Origin of the sequence: Kordia sp. SMS9 (genome assembly GCF_003352465.1) — a bacterium.
GTDB lineage: Bacteria > Bacteroidota > Bacteroidia > Flavobacteriales > Flavobacteriaceae > Kordia.
Genome location: NZ_CP031153.1, coordinates 1424138 through 1446990, shown reverse-complemented (window position 1 = coordinate 1446990; position 22853 = coordinate 1424138). Strand labels below are relative to the sequence as shown.

Here is a 22853-nt window from a genome sequence, read left to right as displayed (position 1 = left end):
TAGCTAAAATAAGAGTTTTAATTTTAACAAGCGAAATCTTAAAAATAAATACTACTTCTCACAATAACTCAGATTTTTTATAAAAAGTATAATTTTTAAAGCAATAACATGGCATTAGAAAATTTAATCAGTATTGAGTTTACACAAGAAGAACTCACCAACCTTGATGGACATTTAGAAGGAATTAAACAAATCCTAAACGGGAAAACAGTAAACCTTACGCCCGAACAACGCAGACAATACGGAAGTATTGGAAACCAAAACAAACTTATTGTAGACAAAGCCAAAAACTATATGGAACAACACCCAAATTGGATTCCTAGTTTTTTAGACAAAGTTGAATTTGACAAAGACTACGCCGCTCGCCAACAAATGGAACAACGCACACAGCTACTACAAAATCTCACCCAACAACTTTTAGACACCAAAACACTTTTAGATCACGACAACTATACAAACTCACTAAGTTTTTATCGGATGATGCGCTACCTAGCAGGTGAAAACGAAGCTGGTGCAAAAACAGTATATGAAGATATGAAAGTACTGTTTAGTAAGAGCGCTAGAACTGATAGTACTGAAGAAACTAATGAAAGTGAATAAAAACAGGTTGTTAACGGTAAAATATAATTTACAATGGGTTGACTATTCTATTTATCAAGTGAAGCAGTGGTTCTTTTAGGTTGATTAAACGTTATCTGCGATTATCTACAGCTTTTTAACGGTTAAAAATTAAAACGTAAGCTTCCCAAACCATTTTACCCCCTAAAAGAACCGCTTTTAATGGTTAGTGAACCTAAAATAAAGGATATGGAACTAGAAGAAAACAATAGATAACCGATCAATTTGAATTAACAACCGAATAAAAATATGAGTATGCTAGTAACAATGATTTATCAACCTGCAAAACACGTCCATTAGAATAAAAAACTTTTTAAGTAAGAAATTACTTTGGTGTTATAATTGAGGCTGTATTGCACGTATCGCTGTGTACTTCCCCCGAAAAACAGTCGTGGAAACCGAAAAACGTATGAGTAGGTATATTTTACAAAAAAGAAAAAAATGAAGAAACTTAGAAATCCGTATGTATCAATTATTTTAGCTTTTTTGGCATTGTTTGTATCATGTCAACCACAAGAAGTTGCTAATTCAGAGAATATTAATGATAAGGCTGCCAATGGAAAGACAGCAAATCAGAAATTAACTATTGAAATTTTTGTTGCCAATCATATAAATATTATAAACAATTATATGGTAAATCCTGAATATTACAGTAATTTTCCTTCGAATTTATCCTTGGATTTAGAAGGTTATGTAAATTATGAAGATCTTGTTTTTAACTTAGAAAATACCGATATTGAAAATACTAATGAATTTGCGAATATGTATTTACATGTTCAAAAAAATATAAATGTTTTTCTTGAGAACTATGATTTTGGAAGTTTAACACAACAAGAGATCAAAAATATTATTTTAACCGAAATTTCTGATCAACTCATAGACAAATCTAAAAGTTATCATCATAACTGTGGTGAGGCATACAGGAAAGCAATTGCAAGATGTGATAGAAATTTTTATGCTTCCCTAGCTTCAGTAGGTGTTTCTACTTTCTGGAGTTTTGGAGTAGGTACAGTTATTGGTATTGGCGCTGCAGGTGCTATTGCATTAAACTGCGCATATGAAGCTAAGGCAGATTTAAGAGAATGCCTAGCAAATAATCAAGGGCAATAAATAAAAATTTTAAAAATGAAAAGTCAATATATAATTATAGTTGTATTAATACTAATTTTAGCTTTACAATTCATACAAATATACTATCCAAATGATTTGTTTTTTTATGGACAACTCGCCTTGCTTGGACTAATGTTAGTAATGCTTATTTACAAATTTACCATCAAGAAGTAAGCACTAAATCACTTTTTAATAACTAACTAAAAGCCATGCTTTTAAAAACTATTTTTGACTGTACAAAAATGAGCAAATCTCAACAAATGAAAAAACAACTTATATTTTTAATTTCAATACTTATTCTGATTGTTGCTTGCAAATCTTATGTACCGTTTGCTTCTGTAAAAGAGAAAAAAACACAGTTAGAATTGATTAAAACTACATTTAATTTGACAAAGGCTGAATTTAAAAAAATGAAAAATGAAGACTCCATCTTGTTCACTGTAGCAAAGTCTTTGAAAAAAAATATTAAGTTTTCACTTATTCAACGAAGGTTAGACTCGTTTTTTCTCAATAATTATAATCGAAAAGAACTTTTGGCAATATTACTTGTTGATTATCATTTTCCACATTTTAAAAAACCTGTTGAATTGAATAGGAAGAAAAATGCCAAAGGAATTGAATTTAAAGACATGAAAGAAATGAAAAAGTTCTTTCAACCTGGCGGTGGTTTTGAAAAAGATATGAATGGTATGTTGGGCACGAAGAAAAAAGATTCAACAACCAAGAAAAAGGATAATAAGTAGAAACCTAAACCAAAAAATCAAACACTTTACAAACTCAAAAAGCCATGCTCTCCATAGCATAGCCTGCCATCGGCATGTCTTTTAGAAACTAATTTTTTAATCAAAAAAATGAACATCATGACTGAATTCTTTATAACAACTTGTATCGTTTTTGCTGCTTTTGCTGTCGTTTTCGTGACATTATATGCAATGAGTTCTACAAAGAAAAATACAGGAAAAACAAGAAATGAAGTCGATGAAGAAATCGAAAATGAACTGAAACAGCACATTTAACTACAAAACACACTACTATGAAATCCATATATCACATATTTATATTAGTAATCATCTGCACAGTAAATATAAGTACGAGCTACGGAAGTGAAAACAGGAGAGCATCTAAGAGTCTCCAAAATTTATCCGTTCCTAAAAAGGAAATACAAGTAGATAGTTTAGCCGTATTGCAGCAACAAGAAAAAATGATTGCAACCTTGCTGGAGAAACAAGAAGCGTTTGAAGGTAAGTATTTTGTCTTCATTGGTATTGTGTTGTTTTTAATAATACTTTTTGGAATACTATGTTTCTGGAATAAACGCGGCAATACACGACTGGAAAAGATTGTGTCTCTATTAGAAAAATATCAAAAAACTGAACATCATTCAAATGAAATTACGAAAGACAAAAAACTTGATATTGATCCCGTAATTGTACATACAATTCTCGAAAATTTAAAAGCTTTTGAAAACGAAAAAGGATTTTTAAATACTAAAATTACACTACATGCTTTTTCAAAAAAACTACGGACAAACACCAAATACTTATCGAAAGTAATCAATACCCACAAACTAAAATCATTTCGAAATTACATCAACGATTTGCGCGTACAATATAGCATTGAAGAATTACAAAACAACACAAATTATAGAAACTACACCGTACATGCCATGGCGAAAGAAGCAGGTTTTAGTAACCGAGATTCATTCTCAAAAGCATTCCAAAAGAGAACAGGAAAAACGGTTTCAAATTTTTTAAAAAATATATCATAACATAATTTAGTTAGTTGGTTATTATGCTAGAAAACAGCCGTTGGTAGTTAAGTATCACGTTGGATTGGGGAATCTTTAGGTAACGCTGTTTTTTAGTTCAGCAAAGCGGCACTTGCTTTTTAGTGAGTCCGCTTTGTTATTTTATATTTTAATAGAAACGTCAAAATTCTTCAAACTGAAACACCTAAAAAATTAGTGTTTATTCCTAAAAAGGAAAAGTTTGAAAAACATTCGTGAATTCGTGGTAAAACAGAGAAAGAATCAACATATCTGTACGACATAAAAAAACTCCCAAGCGTTCACACTTGGGAGTTTCCATTTGTATAAAATATACTGAGAAGTTGTCGCTTATTGCTTTACAAACTTCTGAATAATTGTTTCTTCTTCATCCGTTACTTCTAACAAGTATACACCTGTTTTCAGTACGCTTACATTTAGTCGCCCGTCTTTCAAGCTTCCTTCTTGTACAGTTTGACCGAGTAAATTTAAGATTCTATACGCTGAATTAACGTTATAGCTTGCTAAGTTCACTGTAATATCACCACGTGTAATGGTTGGTGTTATTAAAAGATCATTGCTTGAAGTGCTTGGTGGTCCGCTACGCAATACTTGTATTCCATCCGCTTTTGTTCTTGCACCTCCGTTGATACCTGTGATGGTTACTTGATCAATATAAACTTGATCTGCATTGGCACTTGCATCACACTGTACTCTGAATCGTGAGTTAGAGGCAAAGTTTACTTGACTACTGTCTAAGGTCACAGTTGCTGTATAGAAGCTTCCATTGGTAAAGCTACTTCCACTCGCATAGGTTGCTACCGTACTCCAAGAAGATCCATCGAAATAACGTACCCAGAAATCTTCTCCATTTTCCATTGAATTTGGATAGAAATAGAAGTTAAATTCTACTTGATTGAATGGGGTTAAATCAAAGGTTTCTGAAGTCATTGCCGAAGCAGTTCCAGAGTTGTCACGTAAACGGATAGAGAATGATCCTTCGTACGAACGTGATCCGTTGTAACGGAAACAGTCGCTTCCTCCATCTTGCCATCCGTCTAGGCCAGTTTCAAAGAATCCTTCGTGTAATACTGTAGTTCCTCCAGTTTGACATGGCGCACATGATGAACCTCCACAGTCAATGCCTGTTTCGTCACCATTCTGAATTCCATCATCACAAGTTGGTGTTGGCGGCGGTGTGCTACCTACACAGAATTCTGTAGTTTCAGATGAACCAAAACTTCCTCCAGACTGAATTACTCCGCCCGGTCCTGTTAATGTATACGATCCGTTTCCGTAAGAACAGCAAATTCCGTCTCCGTACGCATCATTAATTGTAAATGTATAGCAATCGTTTGGTAAACATAACGTTTCTGTAACCGTTGAACCATCTGCATTTGCAGCCGAGTAGCTTCCAGATGCCACGCTTGATCCTCCGTCAGTTACTAACGACCAAGAAGTTTCTTCAGGGTAATTATCAAATGTAATCGTTAAAATTACTTCATTATCCGAGCAACCTGATTGACATGGCGCACATGATGAACCTCCACAATCTACTCCAGTTTCATCACCATTTTGAACTCCGTCATCACATGTTGGTGGCGGTGGTGGTGTTGAACTACATTTATCTGATAATGCTAAACTTCTTCGTACACCGCCAGAATTTAATACAGCACGCATACGTGCTTTTTGTCCAGCTGTATATAAGTTCATACATCCATCATCTGAGTAATCCATATAGTTTTGGACCATGTCTGTACTTGAACAAGAAACGTGTGTTGGTGTACATCCATAGTTTGGACCATCGGAATTTGGTGTATCAGATACAAAATCATCTACGTTACAGTTTCCATCTCCCCAAATATGACGTAAGTTTAAAAAGTGACCTACTTCGTGTGTAGTTGTTCTTCCTAAATCGAAAGGAGCTGACAGGTAAAATCCTGATCCTTTAGCACTACTTCCAAAATATTGTGGGCTCATCACAACTCCGTCAGTAGAAGCATTTCCACCTGGAAATTGTGCGTATCCTAAGATTCCTCCACCAATGTTTCCTACCCACATGTTTAGGTATTGAGAAGTATCCCAAGCATTAACTCCGCCTTGAGATGCACTTTTGATAGCATCATTTGTCCCAAAAGAAGTTCTAGTAGTTGATGTTCTTGTGATTCCTGTGGTAGGATTACCGTTCGGATCAACAGAAGCCAAACAGAATTGAATTTCTGTATCTACCGCTTGCGACCATCTGTTGTCCGCATCCGCGTTTGTTCTTCTAAAATCTTCGTTTAATACATCTATTTGCGATTGTATTTGTGCATCGCTAATGTTTTCTTGGCTGGTTCTATAAACAACATGTACTACTACAGGAATTGTAATTACATTTCCAGAGATACTTTTAGGTGTTCCGTATAATTGAATTTGTTGTCTTGTAAAATCCTCAATTTGCTGCATGCGTGCTTCCAATTGTGGATCGAGTTGTTTTCTGTATTGTAAGTTATCCATTGAGGAACAATTTCGATCTTGAGCCGATAGCATTCCAACAAATAGAAAACTCAATAAGAGTAAAGTAATTTGTTTTTTCATAAAAAAAGTATTTAGGTTAATTAGCACTCTATTTTTTTAACACATTTGTTAAAAGCGTCCCAAATATGTTAATTTTTTGTGAATTACACGGTAGAATACTGATTTTTTCGATGAAATGCACGAAAACTTTCGAGTATTCGTAAGAATTAACAATTTTATAATCCTTTGATTTTCTGATTATTATCTGTGAAATATATAGGCTAAAACATTTATTACTTTTTTTAATGAATTCACAAAAAAAGTGTCGCATTTTTGAGAATATGACACTTTTTTTTGAAAATTTATTGTTTTTATGAAAATACTAATCGAGCTGCATTTCTGGAATATCTCCGTTTATAATTAAGTTTCCTTCAGTCGCATTTTTGATTTCTTCTACTGAAACACCAAGAACTCTTTCGAGCAATTCAAATCCTTCTGTTGTAACGTTTAAAACAGCAAGGTTTGTCACAATTTTTTAACACAATTTAATCTTGTAATTATTAATGTACATTTTTTTTAAGAATTTTACTTATTTTTTTTACATAAAAATAACAATTTACCTGTGTTAATTTAATCTCAAAACTTTGTATACAAAAAATTTTATTTGTAGAATTGAAAAAATATTAACTTATATAAAATACAAAATGAAAAAAAAGAATCTTAAATCATTAGAGCTAAACAAAAAGTCTATTTCTAATTTACAAGTTATCAATGGAGGAAATCGTCCAGTATTTGGAGAAACAGAAGAAGGACCTTCGGACTGCAATTCATGCAGGTCACAAATCCCTCATGGAACTTGTAATGATGATACCACTCCTATAGAAACATTCACAGATACATCAAAACAGCCAGGAACTATGTGTAATTAATTTATGCTATTCTATGTAAAATAAGTATATGATTATCAAACTATTACATGGTTTTGTAAACTTAATAATTGCATAAAAACTCCTAAGTATTTAATATATAACTTAGGAGTTTTACTTTTTTTAATTACACATTCTTATTAAAGTTGCATTTCTGGAATATCGCCGTTTACTATCAAATTGCCTTCCGTAGCCTTTTCAATTTCTTCAACACTTACGCCAGGCGCTCTTTCTAATAATATAAAACCATCAGAAGTAATTTCTAAAACGGCTAAATTGGTCACCACTTTCTTTACACAACCAACTCCCGTAAGTGGTAAGGAACATTTTTTCAATAGTTTGGAAGCACCTCTTTTATTGGTGTGCATCATTGCCACAATGATATTTTCTGCAGAAGCGACCAAATCCATTGCGCCGCCCATTCCTTTGACCATTTTCCCTGGAATTTTCCAATTGGCAATATCTCCGTTCTCCGCAACTTCCATGGCGCCCAAAATTGTTAAATCGACATGTTTGCCTCGAATCATAGAGAAACTCGTAGCGGAGTCAAAAAAACTAGCGCCTGGCAAGGTGGTAATGGTTTGTTTTCCTGCATTGATAATATCGGCATCTTCTTCTCCTTCAAAAGGAAAAGGTCCCATTCCGAGCACGCCGTTTTCACTTTGAAATTCTACTTCTATATCATCTCTTACAAAATTAGCCACCAACGTAGGAATTCCGATTCCTAAGTTTACATAGTATCCATCTCTTACTTCTTTTGCAATTCGTTTTGCGATTCCGTTTTTGTCTAACATCTTTTTATTTGATTTGAAAATGTGTCGATTTGAAAATTTGATAATGCAACTCTTTTCCGTTGTATATTTTGTTCAACTTTAGAAACGCTGCTCTATCAAACTAAATATTTTGACTCTTTTTTATTCTTTTTTGTTTGAAAATGTGTCGATTTGAAAATTTGATAATGCGATTCTTTTCCGTTGTATACTTTGTTCAACTTTAGAAACGCTGCTCTATCAAACTAAATATTTTGACTCTTTTTTTATTCTTTTTTGTTTGAAAATGTGTCGATTTGAAAATTTGATAATGCGATTCTTTTCCGTTGTATACTTTGTTCAACTTTAGAAACGCTGCTCTATCAAACTAAATATTTTGACTCTTTTTTATTCTTTTTTTGTTTGAAAATATGTCGATTTGAAAATTTGATAATGCAACTCTTTTCCGTTCTATATTTTGTTCAACTTTAGAAACGCTGCTCTATCAAACTAAATATTTTGACTCTTTTTATTCTTTTTTTGTTTGAAAATGTATTGATTTGAAATTAGATACTACTTTATTTTAACAACGCTCATGTTCATCTTCGTTTAGCGGTTGCTATGATTTTACTTATTATTTTTATGATGGATGTCAAATCTGAAAATAGTTTTTTTGTCGGATTTGGATAAAACTCTGATTTCTCACATAATAACAACCAATATTCCAATTCGTCTGCTTCTTTCGCAGAAATCTTAAACTTATGAATAAAATCTGCTTTACTTTCTGCATTTTGCGCTTCTCTTATGTTCGCTCCTATGGACGTTCCACTTCTAAAAATTTGAGAACTCATTTCGTATTTATGCAAACTCCTTAATTCTTCAGAGAACTTAATAACTTGAAGAGAAAATTCAAAAGTTAGTTGTACAATTACGTTGTCCTTGTCGTTTCTCATTTAACTATTCTTTGATTCATCATTTTCAAATTAAACCATCTTCAAATCATCAAATCAATAACTGCATCTCGCTGGTTGTACAATTACCTTATGCTTGTCATTTCTCATCCAACTGTCCATGATACATCATTTTCAAATTAAACCATCTTCAAATCATCAAATTAATAACTGCATCTCGCTTGGTTGTAAAATTACCTTATACCTGTCATTTCTCATCAAACTGTTCTTTGATACATCATTTTCAAATTAAACCATCTTCAAATCATCAAATTAATAACTGCATCTCGCTGGTTGTACAATTACCTTATACCTGTCATTTCTCATCCAACTGTTCTTTGATACATCATTTTCAAATTAAACCATCTTCAAATCATCAAATTAACGACTGCGTACGGTGCGTTGCTCTATTCTTTTTTCATAATGCGCTCCTTGAAAAATACGTTGTACAAAAATCCCAGGAATGTGTATTTGATTCGGATCTAATTCGCCCGCAGGCACCAATTCTTCTACCTCAGCCACCGTAATTTTGGCGGCGCCACACATACACGGATTAAAGTTGCGTGCAGTTCCTTTGAAGATTAAGTTTCCAGCTTCGTCACCTTTCCAAGCTTTTACAAACGCAAAATCGGCTTCGTAGGCTTTTTCTAAAATGTACATTTTTCCGTTAAATTCTCTGGATTCTTTTCCTTCAGCAACTTCGGTTCCATAACCTGCTGGTGTATAAAATGCAGGAAATCCTGCCTGTGCAGCTCTACATTTTTCGGCAAGCGTTCCTTGTGGTGTGAGTTCTACTTCCAATTCGCCCGACAACATTTGACGTTCAAATTCGTCGTTTTCACCCACATACGAAGAAATCATTTTTTTTATTTGTCGTCCTTGCAATAATAATCCAAGTCCAAAATCGTCCACACCTGCATTATTTGAGATGCACGTTAAATTTGTAACACCAAGTTGTACCAATTCGGCAATGGCATTTTCGGGAATTCCGCACAATCCAAAACCGCCAAGCATCAACGTCATATTATCAGTAACGCCTGCAACGGCTTTTTGCACAGAATGTATCTTTTTGTTAATCATCAATCAATAGTTTGATTGAAAATTACGAAATTTTTAAAAGATGTTTTGAATTTTTAGGAATAATTTAATCTGAGTTTAAGCCAAATTCTATAATAAGCTTTGTAATGAAGGTTAGAACTATAATGAGAAATCTATTTTTTTCTATTGTCTTCAACAACTCTAAATTTAGTAGCAAGTTTTAACTCATTTCCATTGGGTTCTATTTGAAAAATATAGGTTCCAGCCAAATGATCAATTCCATTTTCCACAATATTTTTGATTTCGAGCAAATCGGTTTTAATGACATTATCAATTTCGCTTCTTTCTAAACGAATTGATTGTCCGTTGATTTTATAATTACCGTAAACATACGTGCTAAATCCTATTGCTTGGTTATCAAAAATATAGGTTCCATCCTCTTTGAAGTCAATACTTGTTCCATTAAAATCTCCATCATAATACGCACGAACTAAAGTCTGCTTGTTGAATTCGGCGTTATTTTTCCAGTTCAATCCTGCAATTACTGCTATAAAAGCTATTCCTATACTTGGTATCATTAAAAAACGACTGTTCTTAGTCGATTTATATGCTCGAATATCTTTATAAACAGCCCAAATCCAATATGTACTACCAAAAAATGCTATTGTACCAAATATGATTCCATCAAATACAAAAAAAGAAAATTTGAACTGATAAACTTGATACATTAGAAAGATTCCAATTCCTAAAATCACAATCAATCTTATGAGCTGATTTTTATCTTTCATATACTTTTGCCAAGTGCTGAGTAATGCCCAACAGGAATTCTTTTAATCAAAAATCAATTCCTTCCAATTTATCATTAGGATCTTCTTTGGTATCGTCTTTAGTGGTCGTAACTTTGTCACAATCCACTCTGATCGTCATATCTTCTTCGTCAGGTTTTGGGAATTTGTCTGCCGAAACAGATAACGAAGTATCTGCATAGCATTTCTTCATAAATAATCCCCAAATTGGCAATGCCATGGAAGCTCCTTGTCCGTAGGTTGTGCTCGCAAAGCGAATTTGACGATCTTCGCCTCCAACCCAAGCTCCAGAAATTAAATTAGGTACCATTCCAATAAACCAACCATCACTGTTGTTTTGTGTGGTTCCTGTTTTTCCTGCGATTGGATTTTTGAATTGGTATGGATACCCTGTCATGATATCTTTGTATACATGGTTTCTTTCCATTCCCTTGTGGCGCAATCTTTTTCCCGAACCATTTGTGGTAACACCTTCCATCAAGTTGACAACGGTATACGCAACTTCTTCACTCAATACATCTTTGGTTTCTGGCACAAATTCGTAAAGAATGGTTCCGTTTTTATCTTCAATTCGTGTCACAATTACGGGTTTTACGTACACCCCTTTATTGACAAAAGTTCCGTACGCACCCAACATTTCGTAGAGTGAAATATCTGGTGTTCCTAAAGCAATGGATGGTGCTTCTGGTATTTCAGATTCTACACCCAATCGCTGTGCTAAAGAGCGCACATTGGCTGGACCTACTTTGTCCATTAAACGCGCTGTCACTGTATTTACCGAGCTTCCCAACGCACCTTTCAGCGTTCGCATGCCTTCGTATTTTCCATCGGAGTTTTTTGGACACCAAGGTTCTAACAAACCGTATTTGCCTTCTTCAATACAAAACGGTCCGTTTGGCATAGAATCGCAAGGTGATAAGTGCAATTGATCAATCGCGGTAGCGTATACAAAAGGCTTAAATGTAGAACCAATTTGACGCTTTCCTTGTTTGACCATGTCATATTTAAAGTTTCTATAATTGATACCGCCAACCCACGCTTTTACTTTTCCTGATTGTGGTTCTAACGACATAAAACTTGCACGCAAAAAGAATTTTGAATACTTGATAGAATCACGCGGCGTCATAATGGTGTCGATGCGATTGTTTTTGTGTGTCCATGAAAAAACGGTCATCGGTGTTTTTCGATCAAAAGAAGCTATGATGTCTTTTTCTGATTTTCCTTCTGATTCCATGATGCGCCAACGTTCGGATTGTCGTATGGCTCTTTCTAAAGCGAAATCAATAGATTTTTGCTCAACATCTTTGGCAAATGGTGCATTTTTATTCCGTTTTTTCGTGTTTTGATGGTAGAATTCTGCTTGCAGTTTTTTCATGTGCTCTTCCACAGATTCTTCTGCATATTTTTGCATGCGCGAATCAATCGTCGTATAAATTTTTAATCCGTCGAGATAAATATTGTACTTATCACCTTTGGCATTTTTAGGATTTTCTTTGATCCATTTCTTCAAAAATCCTTTTAAGTGTTCTCTAAAATACGTTCCTAAACCTTCATTATGCGATTCTGGATTGTAATCTATGACCAATGGTAATTCTTGCAATGAGTCTTTTACTGCTTCGGTAATGTAATCGTATTTATACATTTGCCCAAGCACTACATTTCGTCGAGCTTTTACGCGTTCTGGTCTTTTTCTTGGATTAAATAAAGAAGAGTTTACAAACATGCCTACCAACATTGCCGATTCTTCTATTTTCAATTCTTTCGGCTCTTTCCCAAAGTAAATTCGCGCCGCAGAGCGAATTCCATCGGCGTTGTTTCCAAAATCGTAAATATTGAAATACATCGCAATGATTTCTTCTTTGGTGTATTGGCGTTCTAAGCGTGTCGCAATGACCCATTCTTTGATTTTCTGTATCCCAGCTTCGAATAAATTTCTCGATCGGACACCTACAAATAATTGTCGTGCCAACTGTTGCGAAATGGTACTCGCTCCACCTTTGCTTCCTAAGTATGCAAATGCTCTCACAGTTCCGCGTACATCAATTCCGGAATGATCGTGAAAACGCGCATCTTCTGTCGCAATGAGTGCGTTGACCAAATCTTTTGGTAGTTCTTTGTAATTAACAGGTGTTCTGTTATCTTTTAGATAGTATTTTCCTAATATTTTTCCGTCGGCAGAAATCACCTGTGATGCTAAGTTTGTTTGTGGATTTTCTAAGATTTCAAACGAAGGCATATCACCCAAAGCTCCCCAAGAAGCTAATAAAAATAATAAGATGATACTGGAAATTCCTCCTGCGAAGACAATCCAAAACCACTTGACGAATTTTCTAAATTTGGTAGGTTTTTGTTTTTTGTTGTTGACCTGCTTTTTTGCCATTTTAATACGTTGTTTGCACTATTTTTTTTCGATTCTAAAGCCAACCTCTGTAATTCCTTGTAAGCTCTGGATTCCTTGAGGCTCATTAATTTTTCGCATGGCTTGTTGTATGCTTACTTCATACGTTCCTTCAAACGGAAAACGTACGTTTGGTTTGTATGAAAGTTTACTTTCTTTGGTCGTCATACCTGTACCAAGCCATTCTCCATTTGGTTTTGCCATTTCGTACGCTAAGGTATCTTTGACAACATTTCCATTTGGAAAGTTCATGTTGACAATGAGAAACAAGTTACGAAATTCATATTCGTTGGTGTTTCTCACATTGATAAACAAATTGTATTTGTGTATCGTGTCTGGCTGTTGGAATTTGAATGTCAGAGGCGTGTCTTTGTCCCAAGAGTTTCCTGTAGAAACATATTGGTCATACACACGGTTGCCATCACAAGAAATGAGTAGGATACTAAGAATAGCTATAAAAAATGCGCTTTTAGTTAGGCTTTGCATTTTTGTTCGATTTTTTACGTCTGTTGTTATTCTTGTTACCGGTGTTTTTTGGTCCTCTCGCATTTTCAGTAGTCGCTTTATTGCGATTGTTGTTTTTGTTTCGAGGATTGTTTTTTCCACCTGTATTGCCTTTTTTAGGAGCGGTTCCTGCTTTCTTTTGGTTGTTGTTGGTATTTTTTGCAGTTGCGCCTGTTTTGGTATTGTTGTTTCTACGCTTTTTCTTGTGTTGTGCGCCTCTTCTTTTTCGGTTTCGAGTGGGTTTTTTATCAAATCGTGTAAGGCTGTCTTGTCCTACAACGTTTTCAAAGTTTGTTTTAGTATTTTCATCTTCTTCAATAAGTTCTAAAGCATATTCTTCTAAACTTATGACTTTTTCTTTTTTCGCATTTAGCGCGATGATTTCATTGGCTTGATCGGTAGTGAGTTTATGCCAATTCATCCATTCACCTTCATACGCGTACCATATATGTCCTTTAAAGATATCTGTTTTTTGGCAAACGGCAATTCCTTTTTCTGTGTATAATTTTACATCACTTTTTGGAAATTGTTGCAAGGCTTCTAAATAGGCATCTAATTCAAAATTGAGACAACATTTAAGTTTTCCGCATTGTCCTGCCAATTTTTGAGGATTCAACGAAAGTTGCTGATATCTGGCGGCAGCCGTATTTACAGAACGAAAATCGGTCAACCATGTAGAACAACACAATTCGCGTCCACAAGAGCCAATTCCGCCCAAGCGAGCTGCTTCTTGACGGAAACCTATTTGGCGCATTTCTATACGAATGCTAAAGGCTTTTGCCATGTCTTTAATAAGCTGACGAAAGTCTACACGATCTTCCGCAGTATAATAAAACGTTGCTTTGGAGGCATCTCCTTGAAATTCTACATCTGAGATTTTCATTTGCAAACCAAGGGCAATTGCCAATTCGCGCGAACGCTTTTTGATTTCTTCTTCTCTATCGCGCGAACGCGACCAAACATCAATATCTTTTTGAGAAGCTTTTCGGTATACTTTTTTGATTTCTTCACTTTCAGGACTTACTTTTTTCTTGCGCATTTGCACACGTACCAATTCGCCTGTAAGCGTTACAATACCTACATCGTGTCCAGGAGACGCTTCTGTAGCTACAATATCACCAATACTTAGGGTTAAGTTTTCTGTATTTCTATAAAAATGTTTTCTACTGTTTTTAAAGCGCACTTCTACACAATCAAAGGGTTTTTGATTGCTAGGCAATGACATGTTTGACAGCCAATTGAATACTGTGAGCTTGTTACAGCTATCCGTACCGCATGTACCATTGTTTTTGCAGCCTCTGGGCTGGCCGTCTTTACCAGTTGAACAACTGTTACAACTCATATTTTTATATATAGAATCTGCAATTCGGGGATGCAGATGTAGGGTTCGTATTGTTTTCTAAAGTTGTAAAGATAGGATTATTTACGTAGCATTGAAAATCTACTTTTTATACTTCAATACTTCTGATCGTCCTTTTTTGAATATTTTGTTGCTGACTTCTTTTCCTTTGCGCAATTCTTTTTGCACATCTGCTGGCAAGCTGTGTACTTCTTTACAGTCGTCAGAGCAGCAATCATTCATGGCTTCCGCACAAGATTTACACTGAATAAATAGCAAGTGGCAGGCTTCATTGGCGCAGTTTACATGCGTATCGCACGGATTTCCACATTGGTGACAGTTGGCAATAATGTCTTCTGAAATACGCTCGCCTCTTCGGTGATCGAATACAAAGTTTTTACCGATGAATTTGTTTTCCAAGTTTTGCGCTTCTACTTGGCGCGCATAATTGATAATTCCACCTTCTAGCTGATATACTTTTTTAAACCCTTTGTGCTTAAAGTATGCACTGGCTTTTTCGCAACGAATGCCGCCTGTACAATACATGACTAAGTTTTTGTCTTCTTTGTGTGCTTGTAAATCGTCTTCTATGATGGGCAATGAGTCTCTAAATGTATCCACGTCGGGCGTGATGGCACCTTGAAAATGACCAATTTCACTTTCGTAATGATTTCGCATATCAACAAGAATGGTATTTTCATCATCGAGCAATGCATTAAATTGTTCTGCGGCAACGTGTACGCCTTTGTCAGTAACATCGAAATTTTCATCTTCCAATCCATCCGCTACAATTTTATCGCGTACTTTCACTTTTAGTTTTAGGAACGACATATTGTCTTGCTCAATGGCAACATTTAAACGTACGTTTTCTAAAAAGGCAATTGTATCCAAATGGTCTTTGAATGCATTAAAATTTTCGGCAGGCACGGAAAGTTGTGCATTTATACCTTCGTACGACACATAAATTCGACCTAAAACGTCGAGTTTGTCCCAGTTGATAAATAAGTGATTTCGTAAAATTTCTGGATTTCCGATGTGTGCGTATTTGTAGAAAGATATCGTTAGGCGTTCTTTTCCCGCTTTAGCGATGAGTTCAGCTCTTTCCTTCGCACTTAATTTATTGTACAGTTGCATGCTATATCAATGATTAAGGTTAAAGTGTATATATTCGGCAAAATTACATTTTTTGTGGTAACTACCGAATTTTCGAAGAAAAAACAACGCTTATGAAAAAAAATCGACGCTTACAAAGTCAATTTGATTGTATCTAAAGAAATGCTGTATTTTAGTGAAAGTAAAAATGAAATTGTATGTAAAAACACGAAAATTGAAGATGATTTACAGGTCGGGAAAAGATGGAAAAGAAGTAAAAAAGCATGTTTTTGAAGACTGAAAAAAACTTTTTACTGCAACTACGGGAAAAATAAAAGTGCTTCTATGTGGACAGAAGCACTCTTACTAGCTAATTCATTGTTAATATAAAAATTTCTCTATTAAAGAATAGAATTAACAATGAAGCTAGCCACCGTCTAGCTTGCAATTCCCGAATATTGGGAACGAAGCGTTGTCCTGTGTTTGATAAACAAATTTATTAAATACTCTCATTTTTTTGAATCATTTTTATACTTAATAGATACATGATTTTGAAAAAGGTTGCGTCTATTTGTATTTTTTCTGGTGGATTTGTTTAAAATGAGAAAGCGCGAATTGTTTTCAGCGAAAAGAAATGGTAATTTAGCAACGTTCAAATTAATAGAAAATTGACATAATGAGTACAGATAAAGAAAAAGAAGCAAAATTAAAAGCGTTAAAATTAACCCTCGATAAGCTAGACAAAACCTACGGTAAAGGTGCTGTGATGAAATTGGGTGATTCTGTTGTAGAAGAAGTGGATACCATTCCTACAGGTTCGCTTGGTTTAGATATTGCCTTAGGCGTTGGTGGATATCCAAGAGGAAGAGTTGTTGAAATTTATGGGCCTGAATCTTCAGGTAAAACAACGTTGACTTTACATGCCATGGCAGAAGCTCAGAAAAAAGGTGGAATTGCAGCGTTTATTGATGCAGAACACGCTTTTGATCGTTTTTATGCTGAAAGTTTAGGTGTTGATATTGATAATTTAATTATTTCTCAACCAGATCATGGAGAGCAAGCCTTGGAAATTGCTGATAATTTAATTCGTTCTGGCGCGATTGATATTGTAGTAATTGACTCTGTTGCCGCATTGACGCCAAAAAGTGAGATTGAAGGTGAAATGGGAGATTCTAAAATGGGATTGCATGCGCGTTTGATGTCGCAAGCCTTACGTAAATTAACAGCTTCTATCAGCAAAACCAATTGTACAGTAATCTTCATTAACCAATTGCGTGAAAAAATTGGTGTGATGTTTGGAAACCCAGAAACTACAACTGGAGGAAATGCCTTAAAGTTTTATGCTTCTGTTCGTTTAGATATCAGACGTTCTACACAAATAAAAAGTACGGATGGCGAAGTAAAAGGAAACAAAACACGTGTAAAAGTGGTGAAAAACAAAGTTGCACCACCATTTAAAACGGTTGAGTTTGACATTATGTATGGCGCTGGAGTTTCTAAAGTAGGAGAAATTTTAGACATCGGTGTAAATTACGAAATCATAAAAAAGAGTGGTTCTTGGTTTAGTTATGGCGACTCCAAACTTGGACAAGGTCGTGATGCTGTAAAAACCTTATTAGAAGACAATCCAGAATTATTGGAAGAACTAGAAATTAAAATAAAAGATGCTATTGCCAATAGCTAAAAACCCATACAAATTTATATGCGAAAGCATTTGAGTATAAGTTCATTAAATTTAAAAAATCCCTTCTTGGGATTTTTTTTATTTTTAGACGCAACCTTTTACTATTTTGCACATCTACTTGAAAAGTAGTTTATAATTTTGATTATGAAGAAGATATTATTTCTAGCTTTGATACTAAGTTCGGTGCTTTTCAATTCGTGTTCGGTTGATGATGTTGCTTCCGATATTCAATTTCAATTTGAATTTATTCCTATTGAGAGTGTGGAAATGCCTTCTATTTTCAATCTTGGAAGCACACATACTATCAGTGTGACATACAAGCGTCCATCAACATGTCATACCTTTAGTAACTTTGATTATCAACAACAACCACAGAATTTAAGAATTGTTGCCGTGGTAAATTTTGTTACCCCTGGAAACAACTGTGAGCCCTTAGAAGAAGAGTTTAAAACCGAAACATTTAACTTTAGTGCTCTTGATCTAGAACCGTATACATTTAGGTTTTGGCAAGGAAAAGATGATGAAGGACAGGATATTTTTTTAACGTATGAAGTGCCTGTTGAACAATAACTAAAAATTATACGCTACTAAAAACCAACAAAACGAGTGAGTTTAGAACAACTCATACATAAATGTACGAATAACGACCGCGATGCGCAAGCACAATTGTATAGAGATTATGCCAAAAAACTATACGTTACCAGCTTAAAGTACTCTCGGAACAGGCTTGAAGCGGAAGACAATCTGCAAGATAGCTTTTTAGTTATTTTCGAAAAAATTGGTCAGTACACCTTTAAAGGCTCGTTTGAAGGTTGGTTGCGGAGAATTACCATCAACACCGTGCTTCAAAAATATAGAAGTAAAGGTGTTTTTGAAGTTGTGAATGAACGCGTACTCAAAGATGAACCTGTAACCGTGTATGAAGAAGATGTTTCCATCGATTTTTTGTTGGACATCGTACAAGAATTACCCGATCGGTATCGATTGGTATTTAATTTATATGTGTTGGATGATTATTCGCATCAAGAGATTTCAGAAATGCTAGACATTTCCGTAGGAACCTCAAAGTCGAATTTAGCACGCGCACGTATGATTTTAAAGAAGAAAGTAGAATCGTTTAAAAAAAAAATCGCCATAAATGAGTGATCAACATGATATAGATAATTTCTTTCGAAATCGGTTCAAAGATTTTGAGTCCGAACCCGATCCCGAGGTTTGGAACAAAATTTCTGAGCGATTAGACGAAAAGGAAGCCAACGAAGAGAAAGAAGGCATTGTATTTTTGCCTTGGCTGTACAGAGCTGCAGGAATTGCCGCTGCGATTGCATTGCTGTTTTTTGCAGGAAATGCTATTTTTAATACGAATGATGGTAATATCAATTCTGAGGAACAAACCACTTCAACGACGAAACAGAATTCATCCGACGAAAACCTTAATGGAACTCAGAACAATTCCCAAATAACAAATACTAATAACAGTTCCCAAGAAAATTCATCCCAAAAAAATAACAATACTGTTCCAAAAAATGTATTGTCAAACTCAGACCAAATTGCGAATGAAAATACGGAAGATGCTACAAATGCAGTAAACAATTCATCGCAACGAACAAAAGAAAATAGTGTAACACAAGGAAATGCATTGCAAAATTCTGTTGCTCAGCAAGAAGGTTCAAACACAACTTCGCAACATAAAAACAACGGTGAAAATCCAAACAACATTCAAAATAAGAATTTAGGAAATACCAAAAATGCGGTTGCAACTACTGTCAATGAAAAAGATAAAACCTTGACTCAAAAGCAAAGAAAACGCTTTAAAGGTGGAAACTATAAAATCAATGGAAAAGGTGATTATGTTTCTGGCAATGCCGAAGTAACAGCAATTGTAGAGAATATGAAGAATGGCGCAACTAACAACACTTCAAATAAAGTAAATAGTAAAGGTTCTGAAGTAAATTCAACTTCAAACACAATTGCTAATAAGAATGCAGTTGCACAAAATGAACTTCCGAACAAAGCCAATTCTAGTGATACAAACACAACAGATTTAAAAAGTAGCACGCTCAAAAATGCAGAAACAACTATTGAAAATGCAGTAGCAGCTACTGAAAAAGACGAGAAAGAAGAAACAATCAAAAGATCCATTTTAGACGTCATCAACGATTTGCATGACTTAGAAGAGAACAAAAAAGAAGTTGTAGATGTTCCGTTTAGCAGATGGACCATTTCACCAAATGCTTCACCTGTGTATTACAATACACTTGGCAATGGTTCCCCAATTCACGAATCGTTTGAGGACAATACCAAAAGCGGTGATATCAATTTGAGTTATGGTGTCAATGTTGGCTATGATGTATCAAAACGCTTAACGGTTCGTTCTGGAATTCACCGCGTGGATTATAGTTATAGCACGAAAGATATTGCAATTGTGCCTTCCATTGATGGTCCAAACATAACAACTATTGATTTCCGCGCAAATAATGTAGCATTTAAGATTCAAGATCGTCAAGCGCCATCTAATGAAACATTTTCACAATATCAAATGGCATCTACGGCAGAATCGTCCATTTTTCAAAAACAAATTGAAGGAGACTTAAATCAACGCATGAGTTTTATAGAAGTTCCCGTAGAAGTAAAATACGCAGTTTTAGATAAAAAAATAGGTATTAATGTTATTGGCGGTATGAGTACGCTGCTCTTAACAGAGAATAGCATCATATTAGATTCTCCACTATTATTGACAGAATTGGGAGAAGCTACCAATGTAAATGACGTGAGTTTTAGTACCAATATTGGCTTCGGAATTGATTACAAATTTTCCGATCAATTGGAGTTCAACTTAGAGCCGATGCTAAAATATCAGTTAAATACATTTTCAAGAAATACTGGCAACTTCAATCCGTACTCTGTAGGGATTTATACAGGAGTCAGTTTTAGGTTTTAGTTTTTTAGTTGGTTAGGTATGCCATATATACCTTAAAAGCAGTGATGTTTAAAAACCGTTTTCTTAGTGGTTTAAGAAAGCGGTTTTTTTAATGCTTTTTTTGAAATTTATTCAAATTCTTCTTATTTTCATAGAATGATAAAAGAAATCATATTCCGAGGTGTTAAAATCACTTTAGCAGTGATGTTTGGAATCCTGTTGTTTCCATATTTAGAACACTTTATTACTTACTATTCTGATCAATTAAGTTTCTTTTTTTCATTCATAGTATACGCAAGCCTTTTACTTATTTTCTTTTCAATATATTTCTTTCTGATTCGCATGCCTATTTTCAAAAAAATGGATGCTGACAATTTTGTATTCAATAGTATTTATTTTTTAATGAACTTGCTATTTCTTACTGTAATTGTAATAACTGGATTAAACATACTAACTCCTTTATGGGTTTTTGTGATTTTGATAGGATTTGAAGTTGGTGAAATAATACATGAAAAATTTGAACGGCAACATAACGTTGACAACGAAAAATCTGAGAGCTCATAAAAATTTAAATTAACTGTCCTTCTCTGGGAAACCTAAAAAATATCCTTTCCTTTTTGAGGTTTTTACAGATTGCGTTAGCTTTATCGAAAAGCAGGAATTTGAAAAAAGAATACGGATAATTGTTTTCAAAACGGCATCACTTCTTTTGCAAAGTTTATAATTCACTTGATACTTTCATAAAATGATAGATTTAATAACACAAAATAAATTTCAAGAACTAAAAGAAAAAATTCAAAATGATGAAGATGCATTAGCCATCCAGCAATTTTTGGTAGCGATTCTGAATGGTGAAGAAAATATAGAAATTGACGGCGAAAGTTTTGATTCGAAAAAGTATCAAGAAGAATTTTTTGAAGGTTTGAAAATTTACAAAGCATTGAAAACTTCCAAAATTTCCCAAAAGGAATTTACAGCATATTCAGATGTTTTGGTGAAATTAGCTTTTAAAACTGCTGGATTTATCCGATTGCTCGCCAATACTGCGATGGAAAAAGGAGTGTTTCTTTCGGATATTCCTGAAACATATCAAGTTTCTCCAAATTTAAGAGCTAGTTTTCAAGAATTTATTGATCTTTTAAAAGCCAAAGATGATGTAAAATCTGTCGCAAATATTAGTGCTGCTAAAGCACAAATTACTACTTCAGTTGCAAATTTACTACCAAAAGAAGCAATTGGAAATGATATGCTTCAATTTGCAGCATCGTATGCAGCTGTGGGACAAACGGAACATGCGATGCAAATTTACCAAGGAATTATGAATGATTTTGAATCTGAATCTGTTAAAAATTCCAGTGGACTTTTCCCTGAGTTAAACCAAGTAGACACAAGACCAGCAGTAGAAATTGAAGTTTTTGAAAAAGCAAAAGCGGAATTTGAAAAATTATCAGGAGAAGAATTCCCGGAAAAACAAAGAATGTCTGTAAACGACAGTGAACTCGCTCAAAAACTGGCTGCGGAAGTTCATAAAAAAGAAAAAGAAATTTTAGATAAAAGTCAAAACGAATCCAAAGGCTTCTTTAGCAAATTGAAAAGTTTTTTTACGGGAAAGTAAGCACAAAACCCCTTATTTTCAAGAAATTCCATACGCCGTCAACTCGCTCAAAATCATATTTCTGGCGTTCTCACTCATTTCTTTTTTGTCAGCTATTTTCTTGTCTTTGGTACTTACAAACGGATGAATCGTCACGCGCATACGACCTGGTGAGCCGCTAAAAAACGAATACGGAAAGCGTTTTTTGTTGTCTGCAAAAGTCATCGGCACAATCGGAATTTGGTGTTCTATTGCCAAACGAAAAGCGCCATCTTTAAAGGTATCTAACACAATGTCTTCTTTAGGTACGCCGCCTTCTGGAAAAATACAAATACTCATCCCTTGATTCAAACGTTCTTGCGCGCTGTCGTACACGGCTTTTCGACTTCGAGCGCTTCCTCTATCTACCAAAATACACGTTCGTTTGTAAAAGAAGCCAAAAATAGGCAGTTTGGAGAGTTCTTTCTTCCCTACAAAAACAAATGGGTTTTTAGATGCGATCAACATCAGCATAATATCCGTCATACTTGTATGATTGGCAATGAGCATATAACTCTTTCCTTTTTCAATTTTTTCTTGGCATTTGAATCTTGGAAAAAAGCCCATTCCGTATAAAATAGGTCTTGCCCATAAATTTCTAGCAACCCAAAAAAACTGCGGATACCACTTTTGGCTCGCACTAAAAAGTACTAATAAGGGAAAAAATAAAAGTATGGGAATCAGAACTAAAAGATAGAACCAACTCCGCCACAAAATTCTTCCAATATGCTGAATAAACGTTATCATCGTCGCCAAAAATACACTAAAGTTTCGAAAATGCATTTAAATTTTATTTTTATGAAATGTCACACGACAATTTTT

Annotated in this window: 22 protein-coding genes; 11 read left to right on the top strand and 11 right to left on the bottom strand. The window is 34.7% G+C overall.

The window, feature by feature from the left end; translation table 11 throughout:
* Nucleotides 1-108 precede the first annotated feature (108 nt).
* The 5 genes from KORDIASMS9_RS06325 (at nucleotide 109) to KORDIASMS9_RS06310 (ending at nucleotide 3496) form a co-directional block, all read left to right on the top strand.
* Nucleotides 109-600: a hypothetical protein gene (locus KORDIASMS9_RS06325; RefSeq protein WP_114902036.1), complete on the top strand. Its 492-nt coding sequence runs from the start codon at nucleotides 109-111 to the stop codon at nucleotides 598-600.
* A 459-nt stretch (nucleotides 601-1059) separates the two neighbouring features.
* Nucleotides 1060-1728 (top strand): hypothetical protein, encoded by a 669-nt coding sequence (locus KORDIASMS9_RS06320; protein ID WP_114902035.1) that lies wholly within the window; start codon nucleotides 1060-1062, stop codon nucleotides 1726-1728.
* A 260-nt stretch (nucleotides 1729-1988) separates the two neighbouring features.
* Nucleotides 1989-2471: a hypothetical protein gene (locus tag KORDIASMS9_RS06315; RefSeq protein ID WP_162819791.1), complete on the top strand. Its 483-nt coding sequence runs from the start codon at nucleotides 1989-1991 to the stop codon at nucleotides 2469-2471.
* Between the two features lie 117 nt (nucleotides 2472-2588).
* Entirely contained in the window at nucleotides 2589-2744 is a 156-nt protein-coding gene (locus KORDIASMS9_RS23110; protein WP_162819790.1) for a hypothetical protein, read from the top strand.
* Nucleotides 2745-2761: 17 nt separating this feature from the next.
* The gene (locus KORDIASMS9_RS06310) at nucleotides 2762-3496 is read left to right on the top strand and encodes an AraC family transcriptional regulator (RefSeq protein WP_114902033.1); all 735 of its coding nucleotides are present in this window, start codon (nucleotides 2762-2764) and stop codon (nucleotides 3494-3496) included.
* Between the two features lie 348 nt (nucleotides 3497-3844).
* On the opposite strand, the gene KORDIASMS9_RS06305 is transcribed toward KORDIASMS9_RS06310, so the two are convergent.
* Nucleotides 3845-6073, bottom strand: coding sequence for a M43 family zinc metalloprotease (locus KORDIASMS9_RS06305; protein WP_114902032.1), 2229 nt, complete (start codon nucleotides 6071-6073; stop codon nucleotides 3845-3847).
* A 301-nt stretch (nucleotides 6074-6374) separates the two neighbouring features.
* Nucleotides 6375-6521: a hypothetical protein gene (locus KORDIASMS9_RS06300; protein ID WP_371412756.1), complete on the bottom strand. Its 147-nt coding sequence runs from the start codon at nucleotides 6519-6521 to the stop codon at nucleotides 6375-6377.
* A gap of 175 nt (nucleotides 6522-6696) precedes the next feature.
* Between KORDIASMS9_RS06300 and KORDIASMS9_RS06295 the strand changes: the two genes are divergently transcribed.
* On the top strand, nucleotides 6697-6921 hold the full coding sequence (locus tag KORDIASMS9_RS06295; protein WP_114902031.1) for a hypothetical protein: 225 nt from the start codon (nucleotides 6697-6699) through the stop codon (nucleotides 6919-6921).
* Between the two features lie 137 nt (nucleotides 6922-7058).
* On the opposite strand, the gene KORDIASMS9_RS06290 is transcribed toward KORDIASMS9_RS06295, so the two are convergent.
* The 8 genes from KORDIASMS9_RS06290 to KORDIASMS9_RS06255 form a co-directional block, all read right to left on the bottom strand.
* A complete protein-coding gene (locus tag KORDIASMS9_RS06290; protein WP_114902030.1) occupies nucleotides 7059-7712 on the bottom strand; it encodes a CoA transferase subunit B in 654 nt (217 codons plus the stop codon).
* A gap of 554 nt (nucleotides 7713-8266) precedes the next feature.
* Complete coding sequence (locus KORDIASMS9_RS06285) at nucleotides 8267-8620, bottom strand: four helix bundle protein (RefSeq protein WP_114902029.1); 354 nt, start codon at nucleotides 8618-8620, stop codon at nucleotides 8267-8269.
* Between the two features lie 378 nt (nucleotides 8621-8998).
* Complete coding sequence (locus KORDIASMS9_RS06280; protein WP_114902028.1) at nucleotides 8999-9697, bottom strand: CoA transferase subunit A; 699 nt, start codon at nucleotides 9695-9697, stop codon at nucleotides 8999-9001.
* A gap of 131 nt (nucleotides 9698-9828) precedes the next feature.
* The gene (locus KORDIASMS9_RS06275; protein WP_205318036.1) at nucleotides 9829-10233 is read right to left on the bottom strand and encodes a hypothetical protein; all 405 of its coding nucleotides are present in this window, start codon (nucleotides 10231-10233) and stop codon (nucleotides 9829-9831) included.
* A 256-nt stretch (nucleotides 10234-10489) separates the two neighbouring features.
* Nucleotides 10490-12841 carry a penicillin-binding protein 1A gene (locus KORDIASMS9_RS06270; RefSeq protein WP_114902026.1) on the bottom strand — a complete coding sequence of 784 codons (2352 nt, stop codon included), beginning with the start codon at nucleotides 12839-12841 and terminating at the stop codon, nucleotides 10490-10492.
* Between the two features lie 18 nt (nucleotides 12842-12859).
* Nucleotides 12860-13345 (bottom strand): gliding motility lipoprotein GldH, encoded by a 486-nt coding sequence (locus KORDIASMS9_RS06265; RefSeq protein ID WP_205318035.1) that lies wholly within the window; start codon nucleotides 13343-13345, stop codon nucleotides 12860-12862.
* Entirely contained in the window at nucleotides 13329-14705 is a 1377-nt protein-coding gene (locus tag KORDIASMS9_RS06260) for a regulatory iron-sulfur-containing complex subunit RicT (protein WP_114902024.1), read from the bottom strand. Before KORDIASMS9_RS06260 ends, KORDIASMS9_RS06265 begins: the two co-directional genes overlap by 17 nt.
* A gap of 99 nt (nucleotides 14706-14804) precedes the next feature.
* Entirely contained in the window at nucleotides 14805-15836 is a 1032-nt protein-coding gene (locus KORDIASMS9_RS06255; protein WP_114902023.1) for a rhodanese-related sulfurtransferase, read from the bottom strand.
* A gap of 634 nt (nucleotides 15837-16470) precedes the next feature.
* Here KORDIASMS9_RS06255 and recA point away from each other — a divergent pair.
* The 5 genes from recA (at nucleotide 16471) to KORDIASMS9_RS06225 (ending at nucleotide 22013) form a co-directional block, all read left to right on the top strand.
* Nucleotides 16471-17478: a recombinase RecA gene (gene recA, locus KORDIASMS9_RS06250; RefSeq protein WP_114902022.1), complete on the top strand. Its 1008-nt coding sequence runs from the start codon at nucleotides 16471-16473 to the stop codon at nucleotides 17476-17478.
* A gap of 144 nt (nucleotides 17479-17622) precedes the next feature.
* Nucleotides 17623-18048, top strand: coding sequence for a hypothetical protein (locus KORDIASMS9_RS06245; RefSeq protein WP_114902021.1), 426 nt, complete (start codon nucleotides 17623-17625; stop codon nucleotides 18046-18048).
* Nucleotides 18049-18084: 36 nt separating this feature from the next.
* Nucleotides 18085-18624, top strand: a complete 540-nt coding sequence (locus KORDIASMS9_RS06240) for an RNA polymerase sigma factor (protein WP_114902020.1) — start codon at nucleotides 18085-18087, stop codon at nucleotides 18622-18624.
* Nucleotides 18617-20419, top strand: a complete 1803-nt coding sequence (locus tag KORDIASMS9_RS06235; protein ID WP_114902019.1) for a hypothetical protein — start codon at nucleotides 18617-18619, stop codon at nucleotides 20417-20419. The genes KORDIASMS9_RS06240 and KORDIASMS9_RS06235 overlap by 8 nt, the downstream gene beginning before the upstream one ends.
* Before the next feature lie 724 nt (nucleotides 20420-21143).
* Nucleotides 21144-22013, top strand: coding sequence for a hypothetical protein (locus KORDIASMS9_RS06225; RefSeq protein ID WP_114902017.1), 870 nt, complete (start codon nucleotides 21144-21146; stop codon nucleotides 22011-22013).
* A gap of 18 nt (nucleotides 22014-22031) precedes the next feature.
* On the opposite strand, the gene KORDIASMS9_RS06220 is transcribed toward KORDIASMS9_RS06225, so the two are convergent.
* Complete coding sequence (locus tag KORDIASMS9_RS06220; RefSeq protein ID WP_114905163.1) at nucleotides 22032-22778, bottom strand: 1-acyl-sn-glycerol-3-phosphate acyltransferase; 747 nt, start codon at nucleotides 22776-22778, stop codon at nucleotides 22032-22034.
* Nucleotides 22779-22853: the final 75 nt, after the last annotated feature.